The 21,518-nt window shown below is 61.0% G+C and carries 20 protein-coding genes; 14 read left to right on the top strand and 6 right to left on the bottom strand.

The features are described from left to right. Positions 1-7 precede the first annotated feature (7 nt). The 4 genes from ASD04_RS13845 to ASD04_RS13830 are packed head-to-tail and all read left to right on the top strand — an operon-like array spanning position 8 to position 3,591. A complete protein-coding gene (locus tag ASD04_RS13845; RefSeq protein ID WP_056258031.1) occupies positions 8-490 on the top strand; it encodes a TRAP transporter small permease in 483 nt (160 codons plus the stop codon). After that, positions 487-1,755, top strand: coding sequence for a TRAP transporter large permease (locus ASD04_RS13840; protein ID WP_056258028.1), 1,269 nt, complete (start codon positions 487-489; stop codon positions 1,753-1,755). Before ASD04_RS13845 ends, ASD04_RS13840 begins: the two co-directional genes overlap by 4 nt. Positions 1,756-1,795: 40 nt before the next feature. Next, positions 1,796-2,827, top strand: a complete 1,032-nt coding sequence (locus tag ASD04_RS13835) for an alcohol dehydrogenase catalytic domain-containing protein (protein WP_056258025.1) — start codon at positions 1,796-1,798, stop codon at positions 2,825-2,827. Continuing rightward, positions 2,824-3,591 (top strand): SDR family oxidoreductase, encoded by a 768-nt coding sequence (locus ASD04_RS13830; protein WP_056258022.1) that lies wholly within the window; start codon positions 2,824-2,826, stop codon positions 3,589-3,591. Before ASD04_RS13835 ends, ASD04_RS13830 begins: the two co-directional genes overlap by 4 nt. 63 nt (positions 3,592-3,654) lie before the next feature. Here ASD04_RS13830 and ASD04_RS13825 read toward each other — a convergent pair whose 3' ends face one another. Continuing rightward, the gene (locus ASD04_RS13825; RefSeq protein ID WP_056258019.1) at positions 3,655-4,848 is read right to left on the bottom strand and encodes an O-antigen ligase family protein; all 1,194 of its coding nucleotides are present in this window, start codon (positions 4,846-4,848) and stop codon (positions 3,655-3,657) included. A gap of 156 nt (positions 4,849-5,004) precedes the next feature. Between ASD04_RS13825 and ASD04_RS13820 the strand changes: the two genes are divergently transcribed. Genes ASD04_RS13820 through wecB form a run of 4 tightly spaced genes read left to right on the top strand, consistent with a single transcriptional unit; the run spans position 5,005 to position 9,279 of the window. Continuing rightward, the gene (locus ASD04_RS13820; protein ID WP_082531229.1) at positions 5,005-6,249 is read left to right on the top strand and encodes a glycosyltransferase family 4 protein; all 1,245 of its coding nucleotides are present in this window, start codon (positions 5,005-5,007) and stop codon (positions 6,247-6,249) included. Beyond that, the gene (locus ASD04_RS13815; protein ID WP_244488321.1) at positions 6,233-7,126 is read left to right on the top strand and encodes an SDR family oxidoreductase; all 894 of its coding nucleotides are present in this window, start codon (positions 6,233-6,235) and stop codon (positions 7,124-7,126) included. The genes ASD04_RS13820 and ASD04_RS13815 overlap by 17 nt, the downstream gene beginning before the upstream one ends. 16 nt (positions 7,127-7,142) lie before the next feature. Then, on the top strand, positions 7,143-8,153 hold the full coding sequence (locus tag ASD04_RS13810) for a polysaccharide biosynthesis protein (RefSeq protein WP_056258463.1): 1,011 nt from the start codon (positions 7,143-7,145) through the stop codon (positions 8,151-8,153). Further along, the gene (gene wecB / locus ASD04_RS13805; protein ID WP_056258012.1) at positions 8,146-9,279 is read left to right on the top strand and encodes a UDP-N-acetylglucosamine 2-epimerase (non-hydrolyzing); all 1,134 of its coding nucleotides are present in this window, start codon (positions 8,146-8,148) and stop codon (positions 9,277-9,279) included. The genes ASD04_RS13810 and wecB overlap by 8 nt, the downstream gene beginning before the upstream one ends. On the opposite strand, the gene ASD04_RS13800 is transcribed toward wecB, so the two are convergent. Next, positions 9,276-10,301 (bottom strand): glycosyltransferase family 4 protein, encoded by a 1,026-nt coding sequence (locus ASD04_RS13800; protein WP_156461254.1) that lies wholly within the window; start codon positions 10,299-10,301, stop codon positions 9,276-9,278. The genes wecB and ASD04_RS13800 overlap by 4 nt on opposite strands. Positions 10,302-10,603: 302 nt before the next feature. Between ASD04_RS13800 and ASD04_RS13795 the strand changes: the two genes are divergently transcribed. The 5 genes from ASD04_RS13795 (at position 10,604) to ASD04_RS13775 (ending at position 16,349) form a co-directional block, all read left to right on the top strand. Continuing rightward, positions 10,604-12,466: a nucleoside-diphosphate sugar epimerase/dehydratase gene (locus tag ASD04_RS13795; protein WP_162245137.1), complete on the top strand. Its 1,863-nt coding sequence runs from the start codon at positions 10,604-10,606 to the stop codon at positions 12,464-12,466. Between the two features lie 45 nt (positions 12,467-12,511). After that, positions 12,512-13,237: a class I SAM-dependent methyltransferase gene (locus ASD04_RS13790; protein ID WP_056258004.1), complete on the top strand. Its 726-nt coding sequence runs from the start codon at positions 12,512-12,514 to the stop codon at positions 13,235-13,237. Positions 13,238-13,257: 20 nt separating this feature from the next. Next, the gene (locus ASD04_RS13785) at positions 13,258-14,082 is read left to right on the top strand and encodes a class I SAM-dependent methyltransferase (protein ID WP_056258001.1); all 825 of its coding nucleotides are present in this window, start codon (positions 13,258-13,260) and stop codon (positions 14,080-14,082) included. Next, positions 14,082-14,816 carry a hypothetical protein gene (locus ASD04_RS13780; RefSeq protein WP_056257996.1) on the top strand — a complete coding sequence of 245 codons (735 nt, stop codon included), beginning with the start codon at positions 14,082-14,084 and terminating at the stop codon, positions 14,814-14,816. Before ASD04_RS13785 ends, ASD04_RS13780 begins: the two co-directional genes overlap by 1 nt. Before the next feature lie 69 nt (positions 14,817-14,885). Beyond that, positions 14,886-16,349 (top strand): hypothetical protein, encoded by a 1,464-nt coding sequence (locus ASD04_RS13775; RefSeq protein ID WP_056257994.1) that lies wholly within the window; start codon positions 14,886-14,888, stop codon positions 16,347-16,349. Between the two features lie 5 nt (positions 16,350-16,354). Here ASD04_RS13775 and ASD04_RS13770 read toward each other — a convergent pair whose 3' ends face one another. Beyond that, positions 16,355-17,722, bottom strand: a complete 1,368-nt coding sequence (locus ASD04_RS13770; protein ID WP_162245136.1) for a polysaccharide biosynthesis C-terminal domain-containing protein — start codon at positions 17,720-17,722, stop codon at positions 16,355-16,357. 104 nt (positions 17,723-17,826) lie between these two features. Between ASD04_RS13770 and ASD04_RS19465 the strand changes: the two genes are divergently transcribed. Next, the gene (locus ASD04_RS19465) at positions 17,827-17,982 is read left to right on the top strand and encodes a hypothetical protein (protein WP_156461252.1); all 156 of its coding nucleotides are present in this window, start codon (positions 17,827-17,829) and stop codon (positions 17,980-17,982) included. Positions 17,983-17,990: 8 nt separating this feature from the next. Here the strand turns inward: ASD04_RS19465 and ASD04_RS13765 are convergent, their stop codons facing one another. The 3 genes from ASD04_RS13765 to ASD04_RS13755 are packed head-to-tail and all read right to left on the bottom strand — an operon-like array spanning position 17,991 to position 21,490. Beyond that, positions 17,991-19,100, bottom strand: coding sequence for a DegT/DnrJ/EryC1/StrS family aminotransferase (locus ASD04_RS13765; protein ID WP_082531227.1), 1,110 nt, complete (start codon positions 19,098-19,100; stop codon positions 17,991-17,993). Positions 19,101-19,112: 12 nt separating this feature from the next. Continuing rightward, entirely contained in the window at positions 19,113-20,321 is a 1,209-nt protein-coding gene (locus tag ASD04_RS13760; protein WP_056257985.1) for a glycosyltransferase, read from the bottom strand. Further along, positions 20,321-21,490 (bottom strand): glycosyltransferase, encoded by a 1,170-nt coding sequence (locus ASD04_RS13755; RefSeq protein ID WP_056257983.1) that lies wholly within the window; start codon positions 21,488-21,490, stop codon positions 20,321-20,323. The genes ASD04_RS13760 and ASD04_RS13755 overlap by 1 nt, the downstream gene beginning before the upstream one ends. Positions 21,491-21,518 lie beyond the last annotated feature (28 nt).

Raw genomic sequence — 21,518 nt, 5'->3', positions numbered from 1 at the left:
GGCGATCATGCAATTTCGCGCCGGTTTCACGGCTCTGGTGGACATACTCGGCACGGTCATCTTTTCCGTGATCACGGTCGTATGCTTCGCTCAAATCATCAATCGGTACTTCTTCGGCCACTCCTTCGTCTTTGCCGAGGAGATGGCCGTTCAGCTCATGATCTGGATCGCCTTTCTGGGGGCGGCCAAATGTGTGTCTGAAGACTCCCATGCCCGGCTGACCGTCGTCCTCGCAAGCCTGCCGCGCCGACCGCGCGCCGCATTGCTCGTCCTGTCCGACATGCTGTGCATCGCCTTCCTGGGCATCGCCGCCTGGTTTGGCTTCCGGCTGGTACAGACGACATGGCGGAGCACCACCATCGGTACCGGTATTCCCGAGGGGCTCGTCTACCTCGCCATGCCCGTGGGCAGCGTCATCATGATCGTTTTCTACATCGCCAACAGCATTGCGACGATCCGGGACGCGGCCGGCGCGGAGAAGCAGCCATGATCCTTTTCATTTCCCTCGTCGCATTCCTTCTGCTTGGCGTGCCTGTCGCCATTGCACTCGGTTTCAGTTCTCTCATAGCGCTGGTGGCCTCAGGGCTTCCGCTCAGCATCATCGCCCTGCGGATGACCGACGGGCTGAATTCCTTCGCACTGCTCGCCCTGCCGCTGTTCATGCTGTCCGGCACGCTGATGGGCTATGGGTCGACACCGCGCATCATCCGTTTCGTCGACATGCTCTTCGGTCGCCTGCCCGGCGGGCTTGGCTCCGTCACCGTTGCCAGCAGCGCCTTTTTTTCCTCGATCTCGGGGTCGGGGTCCGCGACCGTGGCAGCCATCGGCGCGGTCACGGCGCCCCACCTGATCAAGCAGAACTATCCTCGCGGCTATGTTGCGGCGCTGCTTGCCGGCGCGGGCGGGCTCGGCATCCTCATTCCTCCCAGCATCCCATTGGTGGTCTATGGCATCAGCGCCGGCGCCTCGATCTCGCAATTGTTCATCGCCGGCGTGGTGCCGGGTCTGCTGATCGCGCTGGCGCTCATCATCTACAACACCATCGTCGCCAGCCGGAACGGCTATGGCTCGACCGAGCAGGTCCGTTACTCGACCAGGGAAAAGCTGGCGATAACCGCTGACGCCCTGCTGCCCCTGGGCATGCCGGCAATCGTTCTTGGCAGCGTGATACTGGGGATAGCGACGCCAACAGAGGCGTCCGTCATCGCTACCGTCTATGCCTTCGTGCTCGGCGCCGTCGTCTATCGCGAAATAACGCTGCAAAGTTTCTTTGATGCGTGCCGGGCCGCGATGACCTCATCCGCGATGATCCTGTTCGTGATCGCCTGCGCCAACGTCTTCGGCTGGTATCTCGCCCTGGCCGGTCTGTCGACCGAGATCACCAACGTCTTCCTCAATGTGAGCGACAACGGCATCATCGTCATGCTGATGATTACCGTGCTGCTGTTGCTGCTCGGGACCTTCATGGAAACGTCCGCGATCGTGTTGATCACGACCCCGGTGCTGCTCCCCGTGGTCACGGCGCTGGGTTACGATCCGGTCCATTACGGCATCCTGCTGATCATCAACCTGATCATCGGCGCGATGACGCCGCCACTGGCGGTCACCCTGTTCATCTCGACGCGCCTCTGCGGCATCGAGATGCAGGATGTGTTCCCGGAAATCCTCCACATCATTGGCATCATTGTCGCCGTGCTGCTGGTCCTGACCTTCTTTCCGGCAATCACCATGTGGCTGCCTTCGCTGATGGCCTGACCCCGCGCCGCCGCCTGCCACATTTCATACGGAGAATAACATGACCAATACCGCAGCCTTTTATCGCGGTGATCGCCGGTTCGAGATCGAGCAAATCCCCGAACGGGCCCCGCTCCCCGGCGAGGTGCAGATCGACGTAGCCTTTTGCGGTATCTGCGGCACGGACCTGCATGCATTCCACGGCAACATGGATGCGCGTATCGGCACGCACCGCGTCATCGGGCACGAAATGTCGGGCAGGGTGTCGGCAATCGGCGCGGATGTGCTCGGCATAGCGGTGGGCGAAAACGTCGTCGTGCGTCCGCTTGATCCGTGCGGCTCCTGCCCGGCCTGCCGCGCCGGCCTCAGCCATATCTGTCACCGCCTCAAGTTCCTGGGCCTCGACACCGATGGCGCCTTCCAGCAGAAATGGACCGTGCCCGCCCACACGATCCACGTGCTGCCCGCCGACATGCCTCTCGATCGGGCGGCGCTGATCGAGCCGCTGGCGGTTGCCTGTCACGACGTCCGCATGAGCAGGCTGGTTGCCGGAGAGATGGCCTTGGTGATCGGCGGCGGCCCGATCGGCGTCCTCGTGGCAATGGTGGCAGCCTACAAAGGTGCCAGGGTATTGGTCAGCGAGGTCAACGAGAACCGGCTGGCCAAGATTGCCGCGCTCGGCCTCGCGGGAATCAACCCAACCAAGACGGATTTGTCGCGGGAAATCACGCGCATGACGGCAGACAAGGGCGCCGACGTCGTGTTCGAGGTGTCAGGCTCCCAGGGCGGCGTCGATCTGATGACCGAGGTTGCGGCCACGCGCGGGCGCATCGTGATGGTGGCCATGCACCCCCGCAAGCCCACGGTTGATCTCTTCCGCTTCTTCTGGCGCGAGTTGCAGCTGATCGGCACCCGCGTCTACGAGCCCGAGGACTACGAGGCGGCCATAGCCCTGCTGGAAGGGGGGAAGGTCGATGTCGACGGCCTGATCACTGACCGCCGGCCCCTGCGCGAGATCCAGGCTGCATTCGACGCACTCGACAACAATCCCGTCGCGATGAAGACCCTCATCGATTGCGGGAGCGCGGCATGAGCGTCCTCGATCTGTTCAACCTGACCGGCAAGACGGCGCTGGTTACCGGCGGTCGCCGCGGCATCGGCATGGGGATGGCGCTGGCGCTGGCAGAGGCCGGAGCCGACATCATCTGTGCGAGTGCGTCGCTCGAGTCTTCCGGCAGCGAAATCGAGCAACGGGTCACGGCACTCGGGCGGCGCTTTGTCGGCCATCGGGTCGATCTGTCCGACCGGACGGCCGTTCGCGACTTTGCCGCGCGGGTCAGCGCCGATCCGGTCGTCGACATCCTGATCTGCAATGCTGGCACCATCCGTCGCGCGCCTGCTGCCCAGCATTCGGAAGCAGACTGGGATCATGTCATCGAAACGGATCTGACGGCGCAGTTCGTCCTGGCGCAGGCCATTGGTCGGAAAATGATCGAACGGGGCAGCGGCAAGATCATCTTCACCGCCTCGCTGCTCACCTTCCAGGGCGGCATCAACGTGCCGGGCTATGCCGCCAGCAAGGGCGGGATTGGCCAGCTGACCAAGGCGCTGGCCAACGAATGGGCCTCCCGCAACGTTAATGTCAACGCGATCGCGCCCGGCTATATTCGCACCGACAATACCAGCGCCCTGCAGGATGATCCGCAGCGGTCGCAGGCGATCCTGGACCGTATTCCGGCGGGTCGCTGGGGTCTGCCTGACGATATGAAGGGAGCGGCCCTGTTCCTTGCGTCGCGAGCCTCCGACTACGTCCATGGGGAAATCCTCACAGTAGATGGTGGTTGGATGGGCCGCTAAGGCCGGATATCCGGAATTCGCTGGGCTTTTCCTTTTCACCCTGGGGCGGGGGGCTTGCTGCGTTTACGCCGCCGGTTCGATATGGCGAGCGCGGACCAGCAAATAGCCCAGTGCCACGGCGTAGATTACGGTCTGTGGCAAAATTCCGAAGGTGGCGTTGCTGACCCCGAAGGTGAGTTGGCCTGTCGTCAGCACTATGGCGCCCAGCACCAGGGGGCGATCCTTCCTGGCCTTTGGCGAGGCAAGCAGCAGCAGCGGCGCGGACAGCAGGAGCAGATAGGCGACTACGCCCAGCCCGCCAGCCATGGCCGCGAAATTGGCCCAATCTGCATGAAGATTGTCCAGTGCGGCCTTGATCACGAGTTCCGGAAACATGGTTTCGGCCGTGACCATGATCTGCCCCAGGCCCACGCCGACAATGGGGGAGTCCCTGAGGATTTGTAGTGCCGATGTATAGAGCGCCGCGCGGATATCGTCTGAGCCTCCCGTGAAACGGAAGACATCAAGGGCGCTGTCGAAAAGGCCTGCGACCCGCATATTCTCACTGCCAAGCAGATAGACGGTGGTCGCGGCGCCAACGGCGATGCCGGCGAGCATGGCGAGCTGAAACAGCCGTTCGCGCCATAGCCAGATCGCCAGGATGGCAATGCCAATCCCGGTCATTGCCAGCGCACCCATCATAGGGCCGCGCGAGCCGGAAACGATGGTAGCAGCCAGGCCAAAAACAGGGCCGAGGAGAAAGAGATAGCGCCAGGGCGACACGCCGGCGACCACGCCAATCATGGCCAGGCATCCCGACATTGCCGCAAGCGTCCCATAGTGGATCGGATTGTTACCCAGGCCCGGCCTATAGGCACCGAGGACGAAATGCTCATAGAGCCCGCCGGTAAGCGCGATTGCCGCAGCGCCAAGACAGATGAGGCCGAAGGTGGTTGCGCCAGGGATGGTGTTTGCCGGTCTGGCCAGCGTGCCCAGGCCTATGGTGCCGAGCATGGGCAGCAGCAGGACAGGGGCCAGCAGGTCAGCCTCGCCGCGATAGACAAAGGGTATGGCGGCGCCCACGAGCAGAATGGCAGCGAGGATGGCGAGGGATGTCGGGTGAGCGAACACTGACCGTTCCGCCCATCCATAGATCAGAAGCGCCAGGAGCGCCGCTGCCAGGGCCATGTAGGCGCCGATATACGCCGCGTAACCGGGCGGCAATATCGCGGCAACCAGGGCTGTGAGGAGCATCAGGCGGGCAAAATTGAACGGCAAGCGTTGCTCCGAGGCGAGGAACGATGAGCGCTAGCCCATGATGGGGCAGGGGGCAAGCCAGCCAGGTTGATAGGCCGGATGCCGATTTGTGACTGTTCGAGTTGACCGCAATCGGAATGAAAAATATACGGCGCACGGACATGAAGGAACGATGTGTTGAGAATTCTGGTGGTGAGCCAACATTTTTGGCCCGAATCCTTTCGAATAAACCAAGTGGTCTCATCACTGATAAAACAGGGATGCGAGGTAACCGTATTGGCGGGCCAGCCCAACTATCCCGCTGGCATTACCTATGCCGGATATAGTTCGTTTGGTGCTGGCGTTGAAATTCACCCTGAAGGATATTCAATTGTCCGTGTTCCGGAATTGCCACGAGGAACTGGTCGCGCGCGTCAACTCATCGCAAATTATCTGTCTTTCGTCGTAGCAGGTTGCCTGCTTGGACCATTTTTTCTGTTCGGGCGGAAATTCGATCTGATATTCGTCTATGGAACATCGCCTATTCTTCAGGCTATTCCCGCCATTGTCCTGAAATGGCTCAAGAGAGCCCGCCTGGTCTTGTGGGTCCAGGATCTTTGGCCGGAGAGCCTGGAGGCCACGGGCTATGTCAGGAACAAGACGGTACTGAACCTGGTTGGCAGCGTTGTCCGCTGGATTTATCGGCGGGCCGACCTGATCCTGGGGCAGTCGGAGGCCTTTGTCACCGCCATACGCCCTATGGCCGGGACAGTGCCGATCGCTTATCATCCCAATCCGGGCGAGACATTCGACGGGCTGGATGACAGCGCGCCTGCCTATCGGCTCGATCCTGGTTTCAACGTTGTATTTGCCGGCAATATGGGCAAGGCCCAGGGCATGATGACCCTTGTCGAGGCGGCCGAAAAGCTGCGCGGCGAGGAGGACATACGGCTGGTGCTGGTCGGCGACGGCGCACTGGCAGAGGCTCTTCGTCAACGGGTGAACGAGCTGGGGCTGCGCAATGTGGTGTTTGCCGGGCGGTTCCCACCAGAAACGATGCCGGGCATACTGGCGCAGGCCTCGGCCCTGCTGGTCAGCCTGGCCGATTACCCGATCCTCAACATGACTGTTCCCAGCAAGGTGCAAAGCTATCTGTCGGCCGGGCGGCCCATTATCGCCTCGATGAATGGGGAGGGCGCCAGAATCATCGCTGAATCCGGCGCGGGCGTGACATGCCCGGCAGACGACGCCGAAGCATTGGCACAGTGCATTCTCGACCTGCGGGGACAGTCCCCAGAGGCGCGCCTTGCCATGGGCGAGAGCGGCAGGGCCTATCATCGACAGCATTATGAGCCCGAGGCGCTTGGCGCCAAGCTCAGATCACACTTCGCGCGGACGCTGGGAACTGCATCAGGGGGGAAAGACAGTGACGGAAGAGATTAGCCAAGGTGTGCCGGTATTGGTCCTCGGTGCCTCCGGCATGCTGGGCAGTGCCGTGTTGCGCGTGCTGGCCGAGAGCGACGGCCTTGCGGTTACGGGCACCGTGCGATCGGCCCGTGCCGCCCGGCTGCTGGCGCCGCACCTGCAGGCCCGGGTGACAGTGGGGGTCGATGTCGAAAACCACGATGCGCTGGTGGAGCTGCTGCGTGCGGTGCGCCCGGCAGTGGTCATCAACTGCGTCGGCCTGGTCAAGCAGATCGGCGCGGCCAACGATCCGTTGCAGGCTTTGCCGATCAACGCCCTGCTGCCGCATCGGCTGGCCCGGCTATCTGCCTTGCAGGGCGCTCGCCTGATCCATATCAGCACCGACTGCGTTTATGATGGTCAGAAGGGGGGGTATCGCGAAACCGATACTTCCAATGCAAACGACCTCTACGGGCGTTCGAAGTTTCTGGGCGAGGTGGATTATCCCAATGCCATAACGCTGCGAACGTCCATCATCGGTCGTGAACTGGACAGCCGCAATGGTCTGGTGGAATGGTTCCTTGCTCAGGAAGGGCGCTGCAAAGGCTTCACTCGGGCCATATTTTCCGGCCTGCCCACTGACGAACTGGCGCGGGTCATTCGCGACCATGTCCTGCCAAATCCAGATATGACAGGAGTCTATCACGTGGCGTCCGAGCCGATCGACAAGTATAGCTTGCTCACTATCATCCGCGACCTCTATGACAAATCCATCGAAATCGTCCCCGACGATAACCTGGTCATAGATCGTTCGCTGAACTACGAGCGTTTCCGCGATCGAACTGGCTATGTTGCACCGAGCTGGCCACAACTCTGCGCCGGCATGCGGGACTTTGGCCTTAGCAGCGCGACCTAGAGGGCTTAGGATGGACATCTTTCACGACAAGGTCTTGCTGGTCACGGGAGGCACGGGATCTTTCGGACAGGCCGTGCTGCGTCACCTGCTCGATTCCGATCTCGCCGAGATCCGCGTCTTCAGTCGGGATGAGAAGAAGCAGGAAGACCTGCGTATCGCATTCAACAATGATCGCCTGAAATTCTACATCGGCGACGTTCGCGATTATGACAGCGTGCACGATGCGACGCGCGGGGTCGATTTCATCTTCCATGCCGCGGCACTGAAGCAGGTGCCCAGCTGCGAATTCTACCCCATGGAAGCCATCAAGACCAACGTGCTTGGCGCCGAAAACGTCATGCGGGCGGCTGTCGATCTGGGGGTCAGCCGCTGCGTGCTGCTGAGTACGGACAAGGCCGTATATCCGATCAACGCGATGGGTATGTCCAAGGCGATGATGGAAAAGGTCATGATGGCGAAGTCCCGCCAATGCGACCCAGACAAGACGGTGCTTTGCGCCACGCGATACGGCAATGTCATGGCATCGCGCGGCTCAGTCATTCCCCTGTTCATGGACCAGATCAAGAAGGGCCGGCCGCTGACAATTACCGACGAGAATATGACCCGCTTCCTGATGTCCTTGCAGGAATCGGTCGATCTGGTACTCTATGCGTTCGGCCACGCCCGGCCCGGCGATATCTTCGTGCAGAAGGCGCCAGCCTCCACTGTGGGCGACCTGGCCCGTGCCCTGATCGAACTCTTCGAGGCGAAGACCGAAATCAAGATCATCGGCACGCGCCACGGCGAAAAGTTGTTTGAATCGCTGGTGTCACGCGAAGAAATGGCGCGAGCCGACGATATGGGCGCCTATTTCCGCATTTCTGCGGATAGCCGCGATCTGAACTACGACAAGTATTTCGTGTCCGGCGAGACCACCATTTCTGCGCAGGACGACTACACATCCCACAACACGACCCGCCTCAATATCGACCAGATCAAACAGACCCTGCTCAAGCTCGACGCGGTTCGCGAGGCGCTGGATGCCTAAGATCAAGGTTATGACGATTGTCGGCACGCGGCCGGAAATTATCCGGCTGTCGCGCGTCATTGAGAAGCTCGACAGATATACCGATCATTGCCTGGTCCATACCGGCCAGAACTATGACTATGAGCTCAACGAGATTTTTTTCGAAGAGCTCGGAATCCGGCGGCCGGACGTGTTCCTCAATGCGGCGGGTGATACGGCCGCAGCAACCATCGGACAGGTCATCATGGGGGCCGACGTTGCGTTGGCCGAACATAAGCCGGATGCGTTGCTTCTGCTTGGCGACACCAATAGCTGTCTGGCCGCGATCTCGGCCAAGCGCCGCAAAGTGGCGATATTTCATATGGAAGCGGGCAATCGCTGCTTCGATTTCCGGGTGCCCGAAGAGATCAATCGCAAGATTGTCGATCATATCTCCGACATCAACCTGACCTATAGCAGCATTGCGCGCGACTATCTGCTGGCTGAAGGGTTTCCGGCCGATCAGGTCATCAAGACCGGCAGTCCGATGCGCGAGGTTCTTGCCCATTATCGTCCGGCCATCGACCGGTCGGATGTGCTTGAGCGGTTGGGCCTGCGGGAGCGGAACTATTTCGTCGTCAGCGCCCATCGGGAAGAAACGGTCGATCGGCCGGACAGCCTGCGAAAGCTGCATGGCATTCTGTCTAGCCTGGCGGATCAACACGGCCTGCCGATTGTGGTTTCGACGCATCCGCGGACACGCCAGCGGCTGGATGCACTCAATCTGGGCGATGCCCCTAATGTGTACTTCCACAAGCCTTTCGGCTTCCTGGATTATGTGCGGCTACAGATGGGCGCTCGCGCCGTGCTCTCGGACAGCGGCACGATTACCGAGGAGTCTTCCATTCTCAACTTCCCGGCCCTGAACCTGCGTGAGGTTCACGAGCGGCCAGAGGGGTTCGAGGAGGCATCTGTGATGCTGGTAGGGCTGGACCTCGACCGAATTTCGCAGGCCTTGCGCGTGCTTGACGATCAGGCGAGGGGCGACCGGCGCGAGCTGCGCATGGTGGCGGATTACGAGCCTGAAAACGTGTCGGACAAGATCGTCAGGATCATTCTCAGCTATACGGGTTTCGTCAAACGCCGGGTCTGGCACCAGGCCGACTAGCGGTCGTCGCCGCCGACCCGGCGCAACAGCAAAGCCAGAGCGATCAGGGGCAGGTAGCAGGCCAGCGTGGCGCCCCACTGCCACGCGGGATAGCGCATTGACAGCCATGCCAAAGGGGCGACCCAGACAAGATTGGCGCCCCAGAAAAGCAGCGTAACCGGCTGATGCCGGCCATAGTGGCGAGACAGGCGCTGGTAGATATGCTGGCGATGGGCGGAGAGAAACCGTTCTCGCCGCACCATCCTGCGTATCAGGGTCGTACTGGTATCGACGATGAACAGAGCAGCCAATATCGCCCAGGCGGCGTAGGACATCCAGCCCGCCTTGATGGACAGGATCGCCACCGCAAAAACCACGTAGCCGAGGAAGGTGCTGCCGGCATCTCCCATGAAGATTTTTGCGGGTGGCCAGTTGAGCAGCAGAAAGCCCGCGGCGGCCGCGCCGATGCACAGCAGCCAGACCCAGAGACTGCTGTCTACGACCTCCGGCCGAACCAGGGCTGCGATGATGCAGGCGCCTACTGCCATAAACACGCCCTGCGAGGCGGCCAGACCATCAATTCCATCCATGAAATTGAAGACGTTGATCCACCAGGCGCCCAGAAAAACCAGCAAGATGACCAGCGCCGGACCGGCAATACTCACGCTGGGGACAGGCTCCATGACGGGCAAGTCGCCGGTCGTCAGTATCAGGATGGCGCTGAACACAAGATGGCCAAGCAGGCGGACGCGACGTGGCAGTTCCCACAGGTCGTCAAGCAGTCCAATGATTGCAATCAGGACCGACAATGCAATGGCAATGGCCATACCGGTATGGGGCTGTCCTATCGCCAATGCAATGCCACAGCAACTCACGGAAATTGCCATGCCGATGCCCCCACCGGTGGGTGTCGGCAAAACATGGGATGATCGGTGATTGGCCTGTTGTACCAGTGTCAGCCGGGCGGCGTTGCTTTTGACAAGAAGAGCTATCGCGAAGGCAAAGACACCGGAAACGATGACTAAGGCAATTGATGTGAACACTTTTCCCCGCTGCAAGTTGCCGGTTTTTCGGTGTTATTCAGCGCGAACCGCCATAAAGTTGAGTGTGTTCTTACAGGTGGGAAACCTGTTAGTGAACTGGCTAGGGCGGTCAACCCCCAACTGTTTGAATCACTAGATTGATAGCCGGCCAAAAATATGCTGTTTGCTGCCAAACGTAATACGATTGTCATAATTGCAATGATCCAGCCAGAGCAAATGCGGCCGATGTCTCCCGCCGACAGGCAGGAGCATGCAATTGCCGAGTCCGCAATGGCGTCATATTCGGTTGGAAAATGAGGTCCATGCAGAGGCTCGCCAAAACGATCATCACCTTGCCCCGCTGGTACAAGCAGCTGATCATGGTGTTTGCCGACGTCGTTATTCTGTTGATCGCCGCATCTGCTGCCTACCTGCTGAGGTATAATTTAGTCCTCGAATTCGGGTTTTCCGAACTCATTGCTCTTGCCATCCTGCCGATCATCGCGGTTCCGGTTTTCCTGAGATTCGGGCTCTATCGATCCGTTATTCGCTACATGGGGGAGCGTGCCGTCTGGACCACCTGCCAGGCGGTATCGGTCGTGACGCTCGCATGGGCTTTCATTGCTTTCCTTGCCCCGTCGCCGGTGCCGATCTTCATGCCGCGGTCGGTTCCCTATATCTTCTGGCCCCTGGCGCTGGTGGGCATCATGGGATCCCGCTTCGCCGCCCGCGATCTCATTCGGTGGCTGTCCAAGGACAGCATGCTGGGCCGGCCGATCCTGATCTACGGAGCTGGTTCGGGAGGGAATCAGCTTGCCTTTGCGCTGCATAATTCCCCTGAATTGCGTGCCGTGGCCTTCATCGATGACGATCGCATGTTGCATGGGCGCGACGTTGCGGGCCTCCGCGTCTATGGCCCCGACGATCTGGACGAGCTGATCGAGCATTACGAGGTCGCCGAGGTTATCGTCACGGTGGACGGGCAGGCGGTGGACAAGCGGCGCGCCAAGCTCGAGAGCCTGGAACGTTTCCCGGTTACGGTCAGGATACTGCCGCCCCTCGCGGATATCGCGTCGGGAAGGCATCTGGTGAACCTGGTTCGGCAGGTTGAAATAACCGACCTGCTGGGGCGCGAGCCGGTTGTGCCCGATGCCGATCTTCTCGAGCGCCGCATTACCGGCAAGCAGGTTCTGGTCACTGGCGCCGGAGGCTCGATTGGCTCCGAACTCTGCCGGCATATCGTCCGGCTGCGCCCCGAGCGGCTTATCCTGCTGGAATGCAGTGAGGCCGCGCTCTATCAGATCGACAGAAACCTGCGGGCGCTGGCGCCCGAATGTGAAGTGGTGGCGCGGCTGGGCTCCATCGGAGACCGGCGCCTGCTGGACAGGCTGTTTGCGGAGTTTGCCATCGACACCGTGTATCATGCGGCCGCGCACAAGCATGTGCCACTGGTCGAAAATAATGTCCTGGAAGCGGCGCGCAACAATGTCCTGGGTACCCAGACACTGGTAGACGCCTGCCTGGCGGCGGCGGTGAAAACCTTCGTACTGATTTCCACCGACAAGGCCGTAAGGCCTACCAATGTGATGGGCGCCACCAAGCGATGGGCCGAGTTGCTGGTGCAGGAAGCCAGCGAAACGGCGCGCCTGCAGGGCCGCATGTTCTGTGCCGTTCGCTTCGGCAATGTGCTGGGGTCGTCGGGCTCGGTCATTCCGCTGTTTCGTGAGCAGATTGCCGCTGGTGGTCCGGTTACCCTGACGCATCGGGAGGTGACGCGCTATTTCATGTCCATACCCGAAGCGGTGGCGCTGGTTATCCAGGCGGGCAGCATGGCGGTCGGCGGCGAGATATTCGTCCTGGAAATGGGCGAACCGATCAAGATCTACGATCTTGCCCGCAACATGATCCACATGAGCGGGCAAACCGTCCGGGACGAGGCCAATCCTCACGGGGATATCGAGATCAAGGTGACGGGCCTGCGCGAGGGGGAGAAGCTCTACGAGGAGCTGCTGATCGGCTCGGGCAATGCCGACCTCACCGCCCATCCGCGGGTGATGCGAGCCCACGAGCCCACATTGAGTCGAACCGAACTGGGTGACGTCATCGACGCCTTGCAAAATGACCTTGCAGCCAACGATGTGGAGGCCGCACGCCGGCGCCTGCTCGAAGTTGCCAATCGCGCCTGACGGGCCTTACCCTTCGTCGATCGTCGGCGCCACGGAAACAACGACATGAATCAGCCTGATCCAGACTGGACGCAGTTTACCCATCGGTCCGATGTCCGTTATCGCCAGGCCCTGGCCGGCGAGCAGACGGAAGAGCTGGTTCGCCACAATATTCGCTCGGGAGGCGATCGCGAACTTCGCATGATGATGGATGTGGCATCGCTGTATTTCGATGACGTGCCCAGCCGCGGGCGTGCTCTCGATGTCTGTTGCGGCGCCGGCTACATGACCGACTGCCTGCGCCAGTTCGGCTTCGACACGCTGGGCTGCGACCTGAATGCCGACGCCATTGCCCTTGCGCAGCGGCATTTCCCCGCCAATTCCTATATCGTTGGTGACGCGTCCCGGCCTGCCAGCTTTGCAGCGCCGGACAGCTTCGACCTGATCCTGGCCCGCGAGGCTCACCCGATGTCCCGCATCAACGATGCGGCGATCCAGGACGAAATGATGGACGGCTACATTGCCAGTCTGAAGCCTGGTGGCATCATGATCATCGCCCATGCCCAAACCGGCGGCGGGATGGATTATCCGAGCATTGATTTCAGGCGTGCGGCAGCCCGGCTGCAGGGGGTTACTGCGGTTGGTCCCTTCATGCCGCATCTCGTCAAACGTGTCCCGCCCTGGCTCCGCACCACAGCTGCGGTTCCATTGCTGTCGATGGCCGCAAGGCTCTATCAAAGACTGACGAATAATCGCCTCATCGAGGTTTTCTACCTCCGAAAACAACCCTGAAAGCCCGGCCGCCAAGCCATATGACCAGCATCGGGAACATTCATTTGAAAGCGTCGTCGGCTGCCGAGGTATCGGCGATAATGCACGAGGAAACGGAGCGCCCCGGGCAACCCTTTCCACTCGACACCCAGATGATCATACGGGATCGCTATGAACTGGCCGGCAGGCTGGCAGCAGGTCGGCGCGTGCTTGAAATCGGCAGCGGCAGCGGGCTGGGGCTGGGATATCTGCAAACCCGCGCCAGCGAGATCATCGCAGGTGATTTCAGTGCCGAAAACCTAGCCTTGCTGCGCGAGCGGTTTGGCGAGCAGGTGCCGATCCGCCATATCGATGCCCACGACCTGCCATTCGCGCCGGCCAGCTTCGATCTGCTGGTGGCCCTGGCCATGATCTACTACCTGGAGCTCGATATATTCCTCAGGCAGGCCCAAACTGTCCTGGCGCCCGAGGGCGTGCTCTTCTTTTGCACCAGCAACAGGGACGTGCCGGGGTTCTGGCCGTCGCCGCAGACGACCCGATATTATTCGATTCCGGAGTTGGACCGGCATCTGCGCGAGGCGGGTTTTCATGCCGAATTCCTGGGCGCCTTTCCCGCGGAGGGCAGTTTGGGGCGGCGGCGGCTGCGGGCCTTTGCCAAAGACAGCATCAAACGCATGACCCTGCTTCTGCCCGGCGGATTGCCGCTCTGGCGCCGTCTGCGTGCCAAGGGACAGCAACCGGGCGTGCCATTGCCGGATCGGGTCGAGGATATGGTGCCCAGTTCCGATGCCCCAGTGCCCTTGCCGGCGGACAGGCGTGACCACAATTATCGCGTCATCTATGTGATCGCACGAAAGCTGACGTGATGATCATCGAGTTCAGCGGTCCGAGCGGTGTCGGCAAGACCACCTGCATCCGCCAGCTCATCGTCGAACTCGAGCAACGAGGCATCCCAAACGGCTGCGTACACAGCGCTGCCCTCAACAATTGCCCCGCGATACCGGCTGGTCTGAGCGAAGTGGAAGGCCAGAACTGGAAGACTGACTTGCGGATGCTGCCCTGGGCCATCGCGCTGTTCCTGCGGCATCCGGCGCTCGCAGCCTTTATCGTCACCCGGCTTTGGCAGCTGCCGGAGGACCCACGGGAAAAGCTCGCGATCTTCCGCAGCATTATCCGCAAAGCCGGCATCCGGACCTATCTCGACCGGCGCCGGTTTAGAGACTTTGCGGTCGTGGTGGACGAGGGGCTTGTGCATGTCGCCCACAATCTGCTGATGTCTGCCCATAGCGTCGCGACGCGTGACGACGTTCACCGCTTCATGGCCCTGCTGCCGTCTCCCGACCTGCTAATGATCGTGACTGCCGAACCACAGGTGCTTGTCGAGCGCCTGATGAGGCGGGGAGATCTGTCGCCGCGCATCAAGGCTCCTGGGCAGCTGGAGAGCTTTGTCCGCAATGCGTGGGGTTTGTTTGAGCTGATGGCGGCGGCACCGGCCAGCCAGCCCATGCAGCTCTGGCGATCCGATATTCAGGATGTCGGGCAGGCCGTGTCGCAACTGGCTGACGATATCGCATCGTCACTTGCCGGTGCCTCCAAATAGGCTTCGCCTCCCGCCGAGGAAACTGTATTGAGTACGCCGACCCGCTGACCGAGGATGGATATACGCCGGATGAACGACTTTATTATTCAGCTCTTTCGCGACATCGAATCCCGGGGCATCCGCTACTGCCACTTCAAGAGCAATAATAACCTCGAGCCAGCTCTCAGCGGCGTTGACGACCTCGACCTGCTTGTGGCCATGCAGGACAAGGAACGTTTTGCGGCCGTCGTCGCCGAGGCGGGGTTCAGGCTGGCGACCGATCGCGGCCTGGCCGCCGCGCCGTTTGTATTTCACTATTACGGGCCAGATCCGGCGACGGGCCTGCTGGTCCACCTGCATGTCTATTTCCGCCTGGTCACCGGTGGCTCCATTCTCAAGAATCACTGGATTCCGCTGGAACGGGCCTTTCTGGAAAGCGCGCAGCCGGTCGGCGCCGCCAATGTCTATATTCCATCGGCCAATGCAGACATGGTGCTGTTCGTCCTGCGCAAGTTCATCGAGCAGCCGTCGCTGATCGAACATTTCCTCTTCCTGCGCGACATCGACAATATCAAAGCAGAAATCGCCTGGCTCATGCAGCGGGCAGATCGTGCGGGCATGCGTGCGCTTGTGGAGCGATGGCTTCCGCAAATTCCGGTCGATCTCTTCGACGACTGTCTCGATACCCTTACGAGCGAAAGCAGTTCGCTGGCAAAGCGGGTTCGGCTCGGGATGAAAATTCGGCGCTGCATCAAGACCACCGTCATGCCCTCCGTACCCGCGTCGCTGGCGCGCAGCATCATGTTTGGTCTGGCAATCATTCGCGGCAAGCTGCGGATCGACGTCAAGGACCGATCGCTGTTCCCCGGCGGCATGCTCGTTGCGTTCGTGGGATCGGAAGCGAGCGGCAAGTCCACCTTGTCGCGCGATGTGGCAAAATGGCTGGGTCGCCAGTTCGATCTGGCTCATATTCACGTCGGCAAACCGCCAAAATCTTGGCGTACCCGGCCAGTGTGGTGGGCCATTGCGCTGCGTACCCGGCTCCGCGGACTGGTCCGCGGCGGTAGCGGGGCCCAAGCGGGGCAGGAGCAGCGTGTTGCGGCAAACCTGCCGCATCCGATCGTCTGCTGGCTCGACTCGATAGATCGCCGGCGGTGGGTGATGAAGAACACGCGGCGCATGTTGAACGGCACCATCGTCATCACGGACCGCTATCCGTCCCAGGCCATTGGAGGCATGGACGGTGCGCGAATCGTCCCGAATTCGGGCCTGACGCGCATGCTTTCCCGCTGGGAGCGCAGGAATTATTCCGGCCTGCCGCAGCCCGACTTGGTGGTGAAGGTGATCGCGCCGCTTGATCTGGCGCTTTCGCGCAATGCCGAACGGCAGCGGCCCGAGCCGGAGGGTTTCATCCGGCAGCGCTTCGAGCTGGCCAAGGCCATTCAGTTTGCCGGTTCGCGACAGGTCGAAGTCGATACCGACAAGTCGCTGGAGGAAACCGCGCGACTGGTGCGATTGCTGGTCTGGAACGCCGGCGGCCGCGAGACCAGCTAGGCCGTCTAGCGGCGGGCTACGCGGCGGATGAGGTTGCCGAAGAATTCCAGGTCGGTCCGGTCGATGACCAGGCACTGCCGAATAGGAACGCCGGTGACGCGATTGAAGAAGTAGAGCATCAATCCGCCTGAGAGCAACTGGCCGCAGGCAAAGGCGATGGCCGCGCCGCTGAACCCGAGCGTGGGCACAAGCGCGACAGCGAGCAGCCCGCCGACTGCCAGTGACGCCAGGGCGCTGTAGATCGTATAGCGCTGCTTGGCCTCGCTGCTGAAATAGCGGGTCAGTATCTGGTAGAAAAATCCGCCCAGCGACCCGATCAGCATGATTTCGGCCGCGACGATGGAGGGCTCGTAGTCGCTGCCGAAGACGTAGACGATGAGCAGGGGCGTGATCAGCAACAGGACTGCCACCGTGAGGATGGCAAGGAAGAACGTATTGCGCGCGGTTCGTGCGGCGAATGCGGCGCTCGCCTCACGACCCTCTGTGCTCACCAGCTTGGGCAGCAGCATCGTGCCCACGGTTTCGGGGACAAACCGCGTTGCCTCGACGAGGAGCATCGCGACGGAGAAGTACGCCGCCGCGGCCGGTCCGAAAAACGCGCCCACGCCGAGCAGGTAACCTCGGTAGTTGACCAGGCCAACGAGGTTCTGGAACCAGTTCTTGACGCCGTAGCCCAACTGCGCCCGCAGCACCGGCAATGACGGCGCAAATGTCAGCGGGCGGACCTGCCACCATAGCGCAAGCATCAGTCCCAGGGCGAAGATGGCGAGGGCAACCACCCGCAGTCCTATCGCCCAGACCAGCATGCCATCGAACAGCAGGATGGCCAGGGTCGCCAGCAACAGCAGCACGGCATTGACGATCACGGCTATCGACTGCAGCCAATAAAGCTGCCTGCCCAGCACGATGCCCGAAAAAACGATGTCGATGACGATCGAAACACCCCCCAGCCACAGGGCGCCCCAGGCGAAGTCTTCGCCAACGCCGATCGAAAGGGGAAAGAAAAAGGCGCCGCCGACACATACCGTGGCCAGCACCACCGCAACGCCGAGGACGAAGATTGCGCTATTGCTGAAAATGACGTCGAGGGGCTGGTTTTCCCGGTTCAGGAAGTAAGTATTTGACGGCGCGATGCCTAGGTTGATGGCGTTGGAGAGCAAGCCTGTCAACGCAAAGAAGATCGCATAATGTCCTCGCTCATCAACACCCAACCACCTGGCGGTCAGCACGCCAACCAACATCACCAACAGGGAATATATCGTGCGGCTTCCCATGAAGACGGCGGTATTGCGAAAGAAGCTCATCACATTTCCTGGCTCGGCGGGCAGTCCCGGATCGATGTCTGGCACTTCTTGACTGGAACGCCACCGCAACGCAATGCCGCATCCGTGCTGGCGACAGATTGGTCAGCCAAACCAATCTGGTATATTCCCTCCAATGCTCGTGACGCCACGCCATTGCCGGAATGTAGGAACCGATGGACGAAGACGAAACATTGCCGCGGCCCGTTGGTGGCTGTGCTGCTGTTGGGACCATCCTGGGCGCCCGGCTCGTATTCAACTTCATTGAGGAGCCGGCGCGCAAAGGGATACGGCAGATTCCGCTGTTTCCTGCTGAAACCCGGCCTGCCTAGCAGGCATCTCAGCGAAAAAATGCCGAAATTGCGCCCGCCAGCCGATCCCGTTGCCGTCCGGTCAGCGATTGATGGACGGGCAGACTCACCAGATGATCGGCAACCGTCTGCATTTCGGGAAAGGGCTCGGTGGGATTTTCCAGGGTCTCGATCCGCCGGTAGGGCGGCGCGACAGTGGGTTCGAGATAGAATCCGTGCCTGGACATTGCCCTGACGAAATCGTCCCGCTGTTCGACCAGTATGGGAAAGCAGAACGGACTTTGTCCATCCGCCAGATCCGGAAACACCGGTCGCGGGCCCTTGATTCCGGCGATGACTTGCGTCCAGAGGCGATAATTGTCCCGCCGGTTTGCCGTGACTTCCTGCATATCGGCGGCACGTATGGCCACCTGGCTTTCCGCGGAAATACCGGCTGGAGGGATCCAGCCGCCAGCATCAAGGTTGTCTTGCGGGTCGAGATAGGATTCGACGGTGCCGCGCCAGCGCTGGATGGTCGCCAGCGGCAGCAGGCCTATGCCTCCGGCCCAGGCAATCGCGGCCTTGGCACCTGCCCATCCAGCGGTGCCGGTCCGTACCGGAAGCGCTTCCGGAAGCGGTAGTTCGATGCTGTTGACGCGCAGCCCGCCCCCATCGGCGATGGGTAGAAACTTCCTATAACTGAATATGGCGATGTCGCCCACCGTTCCGACAGGTCCGCCGTCGCTCGTCGCGCCATAGGCATGGGCGCAGTCCTCGATCAGGGCGATTCCACGCCGGTCGCACAGGGCTCGGACCGCCCTCATTTCGGTTGGCCGGCCCAGAAAATGGTTCACGTAGATGGCGCGGGTCCGTGGTCCGAGTCTGGATTCAAGCTCATCGACCGACGGTTCGAATCCGGCGTTCAGGCCATAATATCGTAGGCGGATCCCGCGCTTCATGAAGGCCAGCAGCACGACCTCGCACAGGGAGGCGGGCAGGAGGACTTCGCAATCGGGGCCCAGGCCCAGCATTTCCAAGCCCACAAACAGGGCATCACGACCGTAGCGATAATATCGCATCCTGTCGGCATCATCCTGAGATGCGGGCGAGCCACCCGGCCGAAACAAGGGCGGTCTGGTGGGAAGTACGGTCACATACATCGCGGAGCCGCCTTACAGATGCGTTTCGACCAGCTTGGCTATCTGGGCCGGGTCCATGCGCTGGAAAACACCGTCCATCGTTCGGGCTGCCTGCTTGATCAGGGCCCGGCGAAGCGGCCCATCCTCGATCAGTGCGGCCACGGCGGCGGTCAATGCAGGCACGTCGCCCACTGGGACGACCTTGGCGTTTTCATCGTTTTTCATCAGATGCGGAATACCACCGCAGGCGGTGGCGACGATGGGCAGGCGCATGGCCATCGATTCATAAAGGACGCGCGGGAAGCCCTCCGTCACGCTGGACAGCACGAACATGTCCGCGTGGCGCAGCAAGCCGTAGAGTTCCTCTTCAGCCTCTATGTAGCCCAGGAACTGCACCCGATCGGCGATGCCGAGATTGACGGCCAGCGCCTTGAGTTCCTCGTCCTTGGGGCCACCGCCGACGATCTGCAGCCGCAGGCGCGTATCGGTCTTGATCAAGGGCGCAACAGCAGCCAGCAACAGGTGCTGGGCTTTGTCCGGCACCAGTGCCCCGACATTGATCAATGTGACCGTATCGCCCTGGCAGGTGTCGTCGCGCTCGAAGATGTCATCGGGGGTCAACGTCATCCGCGGCGTGGTGTCATAGGTCGGGACACCCATTGACTTGTACTTTTCGCGAAGCTGGCCCCCTGCGGCTACGCAGAAGGCGGCACTGCGCACGATCGCTCGCTCCATCGTGCGGTTGAGCCATGCATAGAGCCGGTAGAAGCTGGTTCCGCGCAGGCTGTCCCACTTGAACATGGTTTCCGATGCCTGCACCCAGTCGTCGGCGCCATAGACGATGTGGCGCTTGCGATGCAGGCGGCCCGCCATCCAGCCCAGCGCGCTGGGGTAGCTTGGCAGGAACAGGTAGAGCAGGTCGAAACGCGGAACGATGCGAACCAGCAGAAAGAAAATCTTCAGGAACTGCAGCGCCTTGCCGAGAACGTTCCGGCGCAGCCCGCCCTTGGCTGGCAGTTCGATGACCCGAAGATTCGGTGCCATGAAGCGGGAATGTATGCAGGTCTCGTAGTCGGGATCGCCTTGGCGAAAGACGAAGGTGACCAGGACCAGCTCCTTGAAATGGCTGGCGAGGTTGTCGAGGTAGAGTCGTTCACCCTTGGAATAGCGATAGTGCTGTCCATCGAAGGCGATCGGCCCTTCCGGCATCACCGCCAGCACCATGTCCTTGGTATTGCGCATCAGCCCCGGCCGACCTGCTGCTTGGCCCGGCTGTAAAGGTCAATATATTCCTGGCTCCGCGCATTCATCGACATCTTGGTTTCGATGAAGTTCTTCGCCTTGAGCGTCAGCGTCTTGGCGGCATCATAGTTGTCGAGGATGCCGGCCAGCCCGTCGGCAAGCGCGGGGATGTTGTCGAACTCGACCGTGGCGCCGGCATCGACCCGGCGCACATCTTCGCCGGCGCCGGTATGGGCGGAGACGATGATCGGGGTCCCGCACAGGACCGCCTCGAACGGGGCCCAGGCACCCTGTTCCTGGCGCGACATCTGGGCAACAATGTCGGCATCGATCAGCGCGGAGTTCTTTTTCCCGCCGCCCATGAAGCCGGTGAAGATGACCTTGTCGGCGATCCCAAGTTCGGCGGCCAGCGCCTTGCATTCATCCATGTGGCCGTCGTCGCCGCCTACAATCACCAGCAGGCAGTCGTCCCGGCGCTTGCAGAGTTCGGCAAAGCCCTTGATGAGGAAGTCGTTGCCCTTGATGTGATGAACCCGGCCAAGGAACAGGATCACCTTGCTCTCCGCAGGAATTCCATACTCGGCGCGGAAGGTGCCCTTCGGTGGCAGCGTCACGAACTCGTCAGTGTCGAAGGGCGGGGAAATGACCACGATCCGGCTGCGGTCCAGCTCCGGATCAATATCCAGGTATTCCTTGACGCCCACCTCCGTCTCGGCAACCAGGAATGCGGCCTCGCGCAGCATGCGGCGACCCCAGATCCTGTCAAACAGCTTCTTGATCAGATTCTTGCGCGTGTAGTAGGGCACGGCCCCGTGCGCGTCGATAATGAACGGAACATTGTTCTTCTTGCAGAAGTGATAAAGAACGACGTTCTGGAACGTCCGGAATGTGTGCATGTGCACGACATCGAATTCCGGCACTTCCTTGCGCGCCAATGCGATCAGGCCGGGCATTATGGAAAAGCCCTCCTTGTCGAGATACGACTTCTCGACCCGGAACTCGGTGCCCGTCAGGCTGTTTGCCAGCTCGCCGTCAAACTTGTAGTCCCCTGAATAGACAATGGGCCTGTGTCCCAGTTTCACCTGCGCCTTGCATATCTTGTACATCAGGTCCGACGTGCCTCCGGCAAACCGGATGGAGAAGAAGATGAAGGCGTGACAGATATTCAAGGGCATTCTCCTGCGCTTAGGCGCTGTG

This window comes from Devosia sp. Root436 (genome assembly GCF_001426345.1).
Lineage (GTDB): Bacteria > Pseudomonadota > Alphaproteobacteria > Rhizobiales > Devosiaceae > Devosia.
Note: the sequence above shows the minus strand (reverse complement) of the source record. Positions and strands in the feature narration are given on the sequence as shown.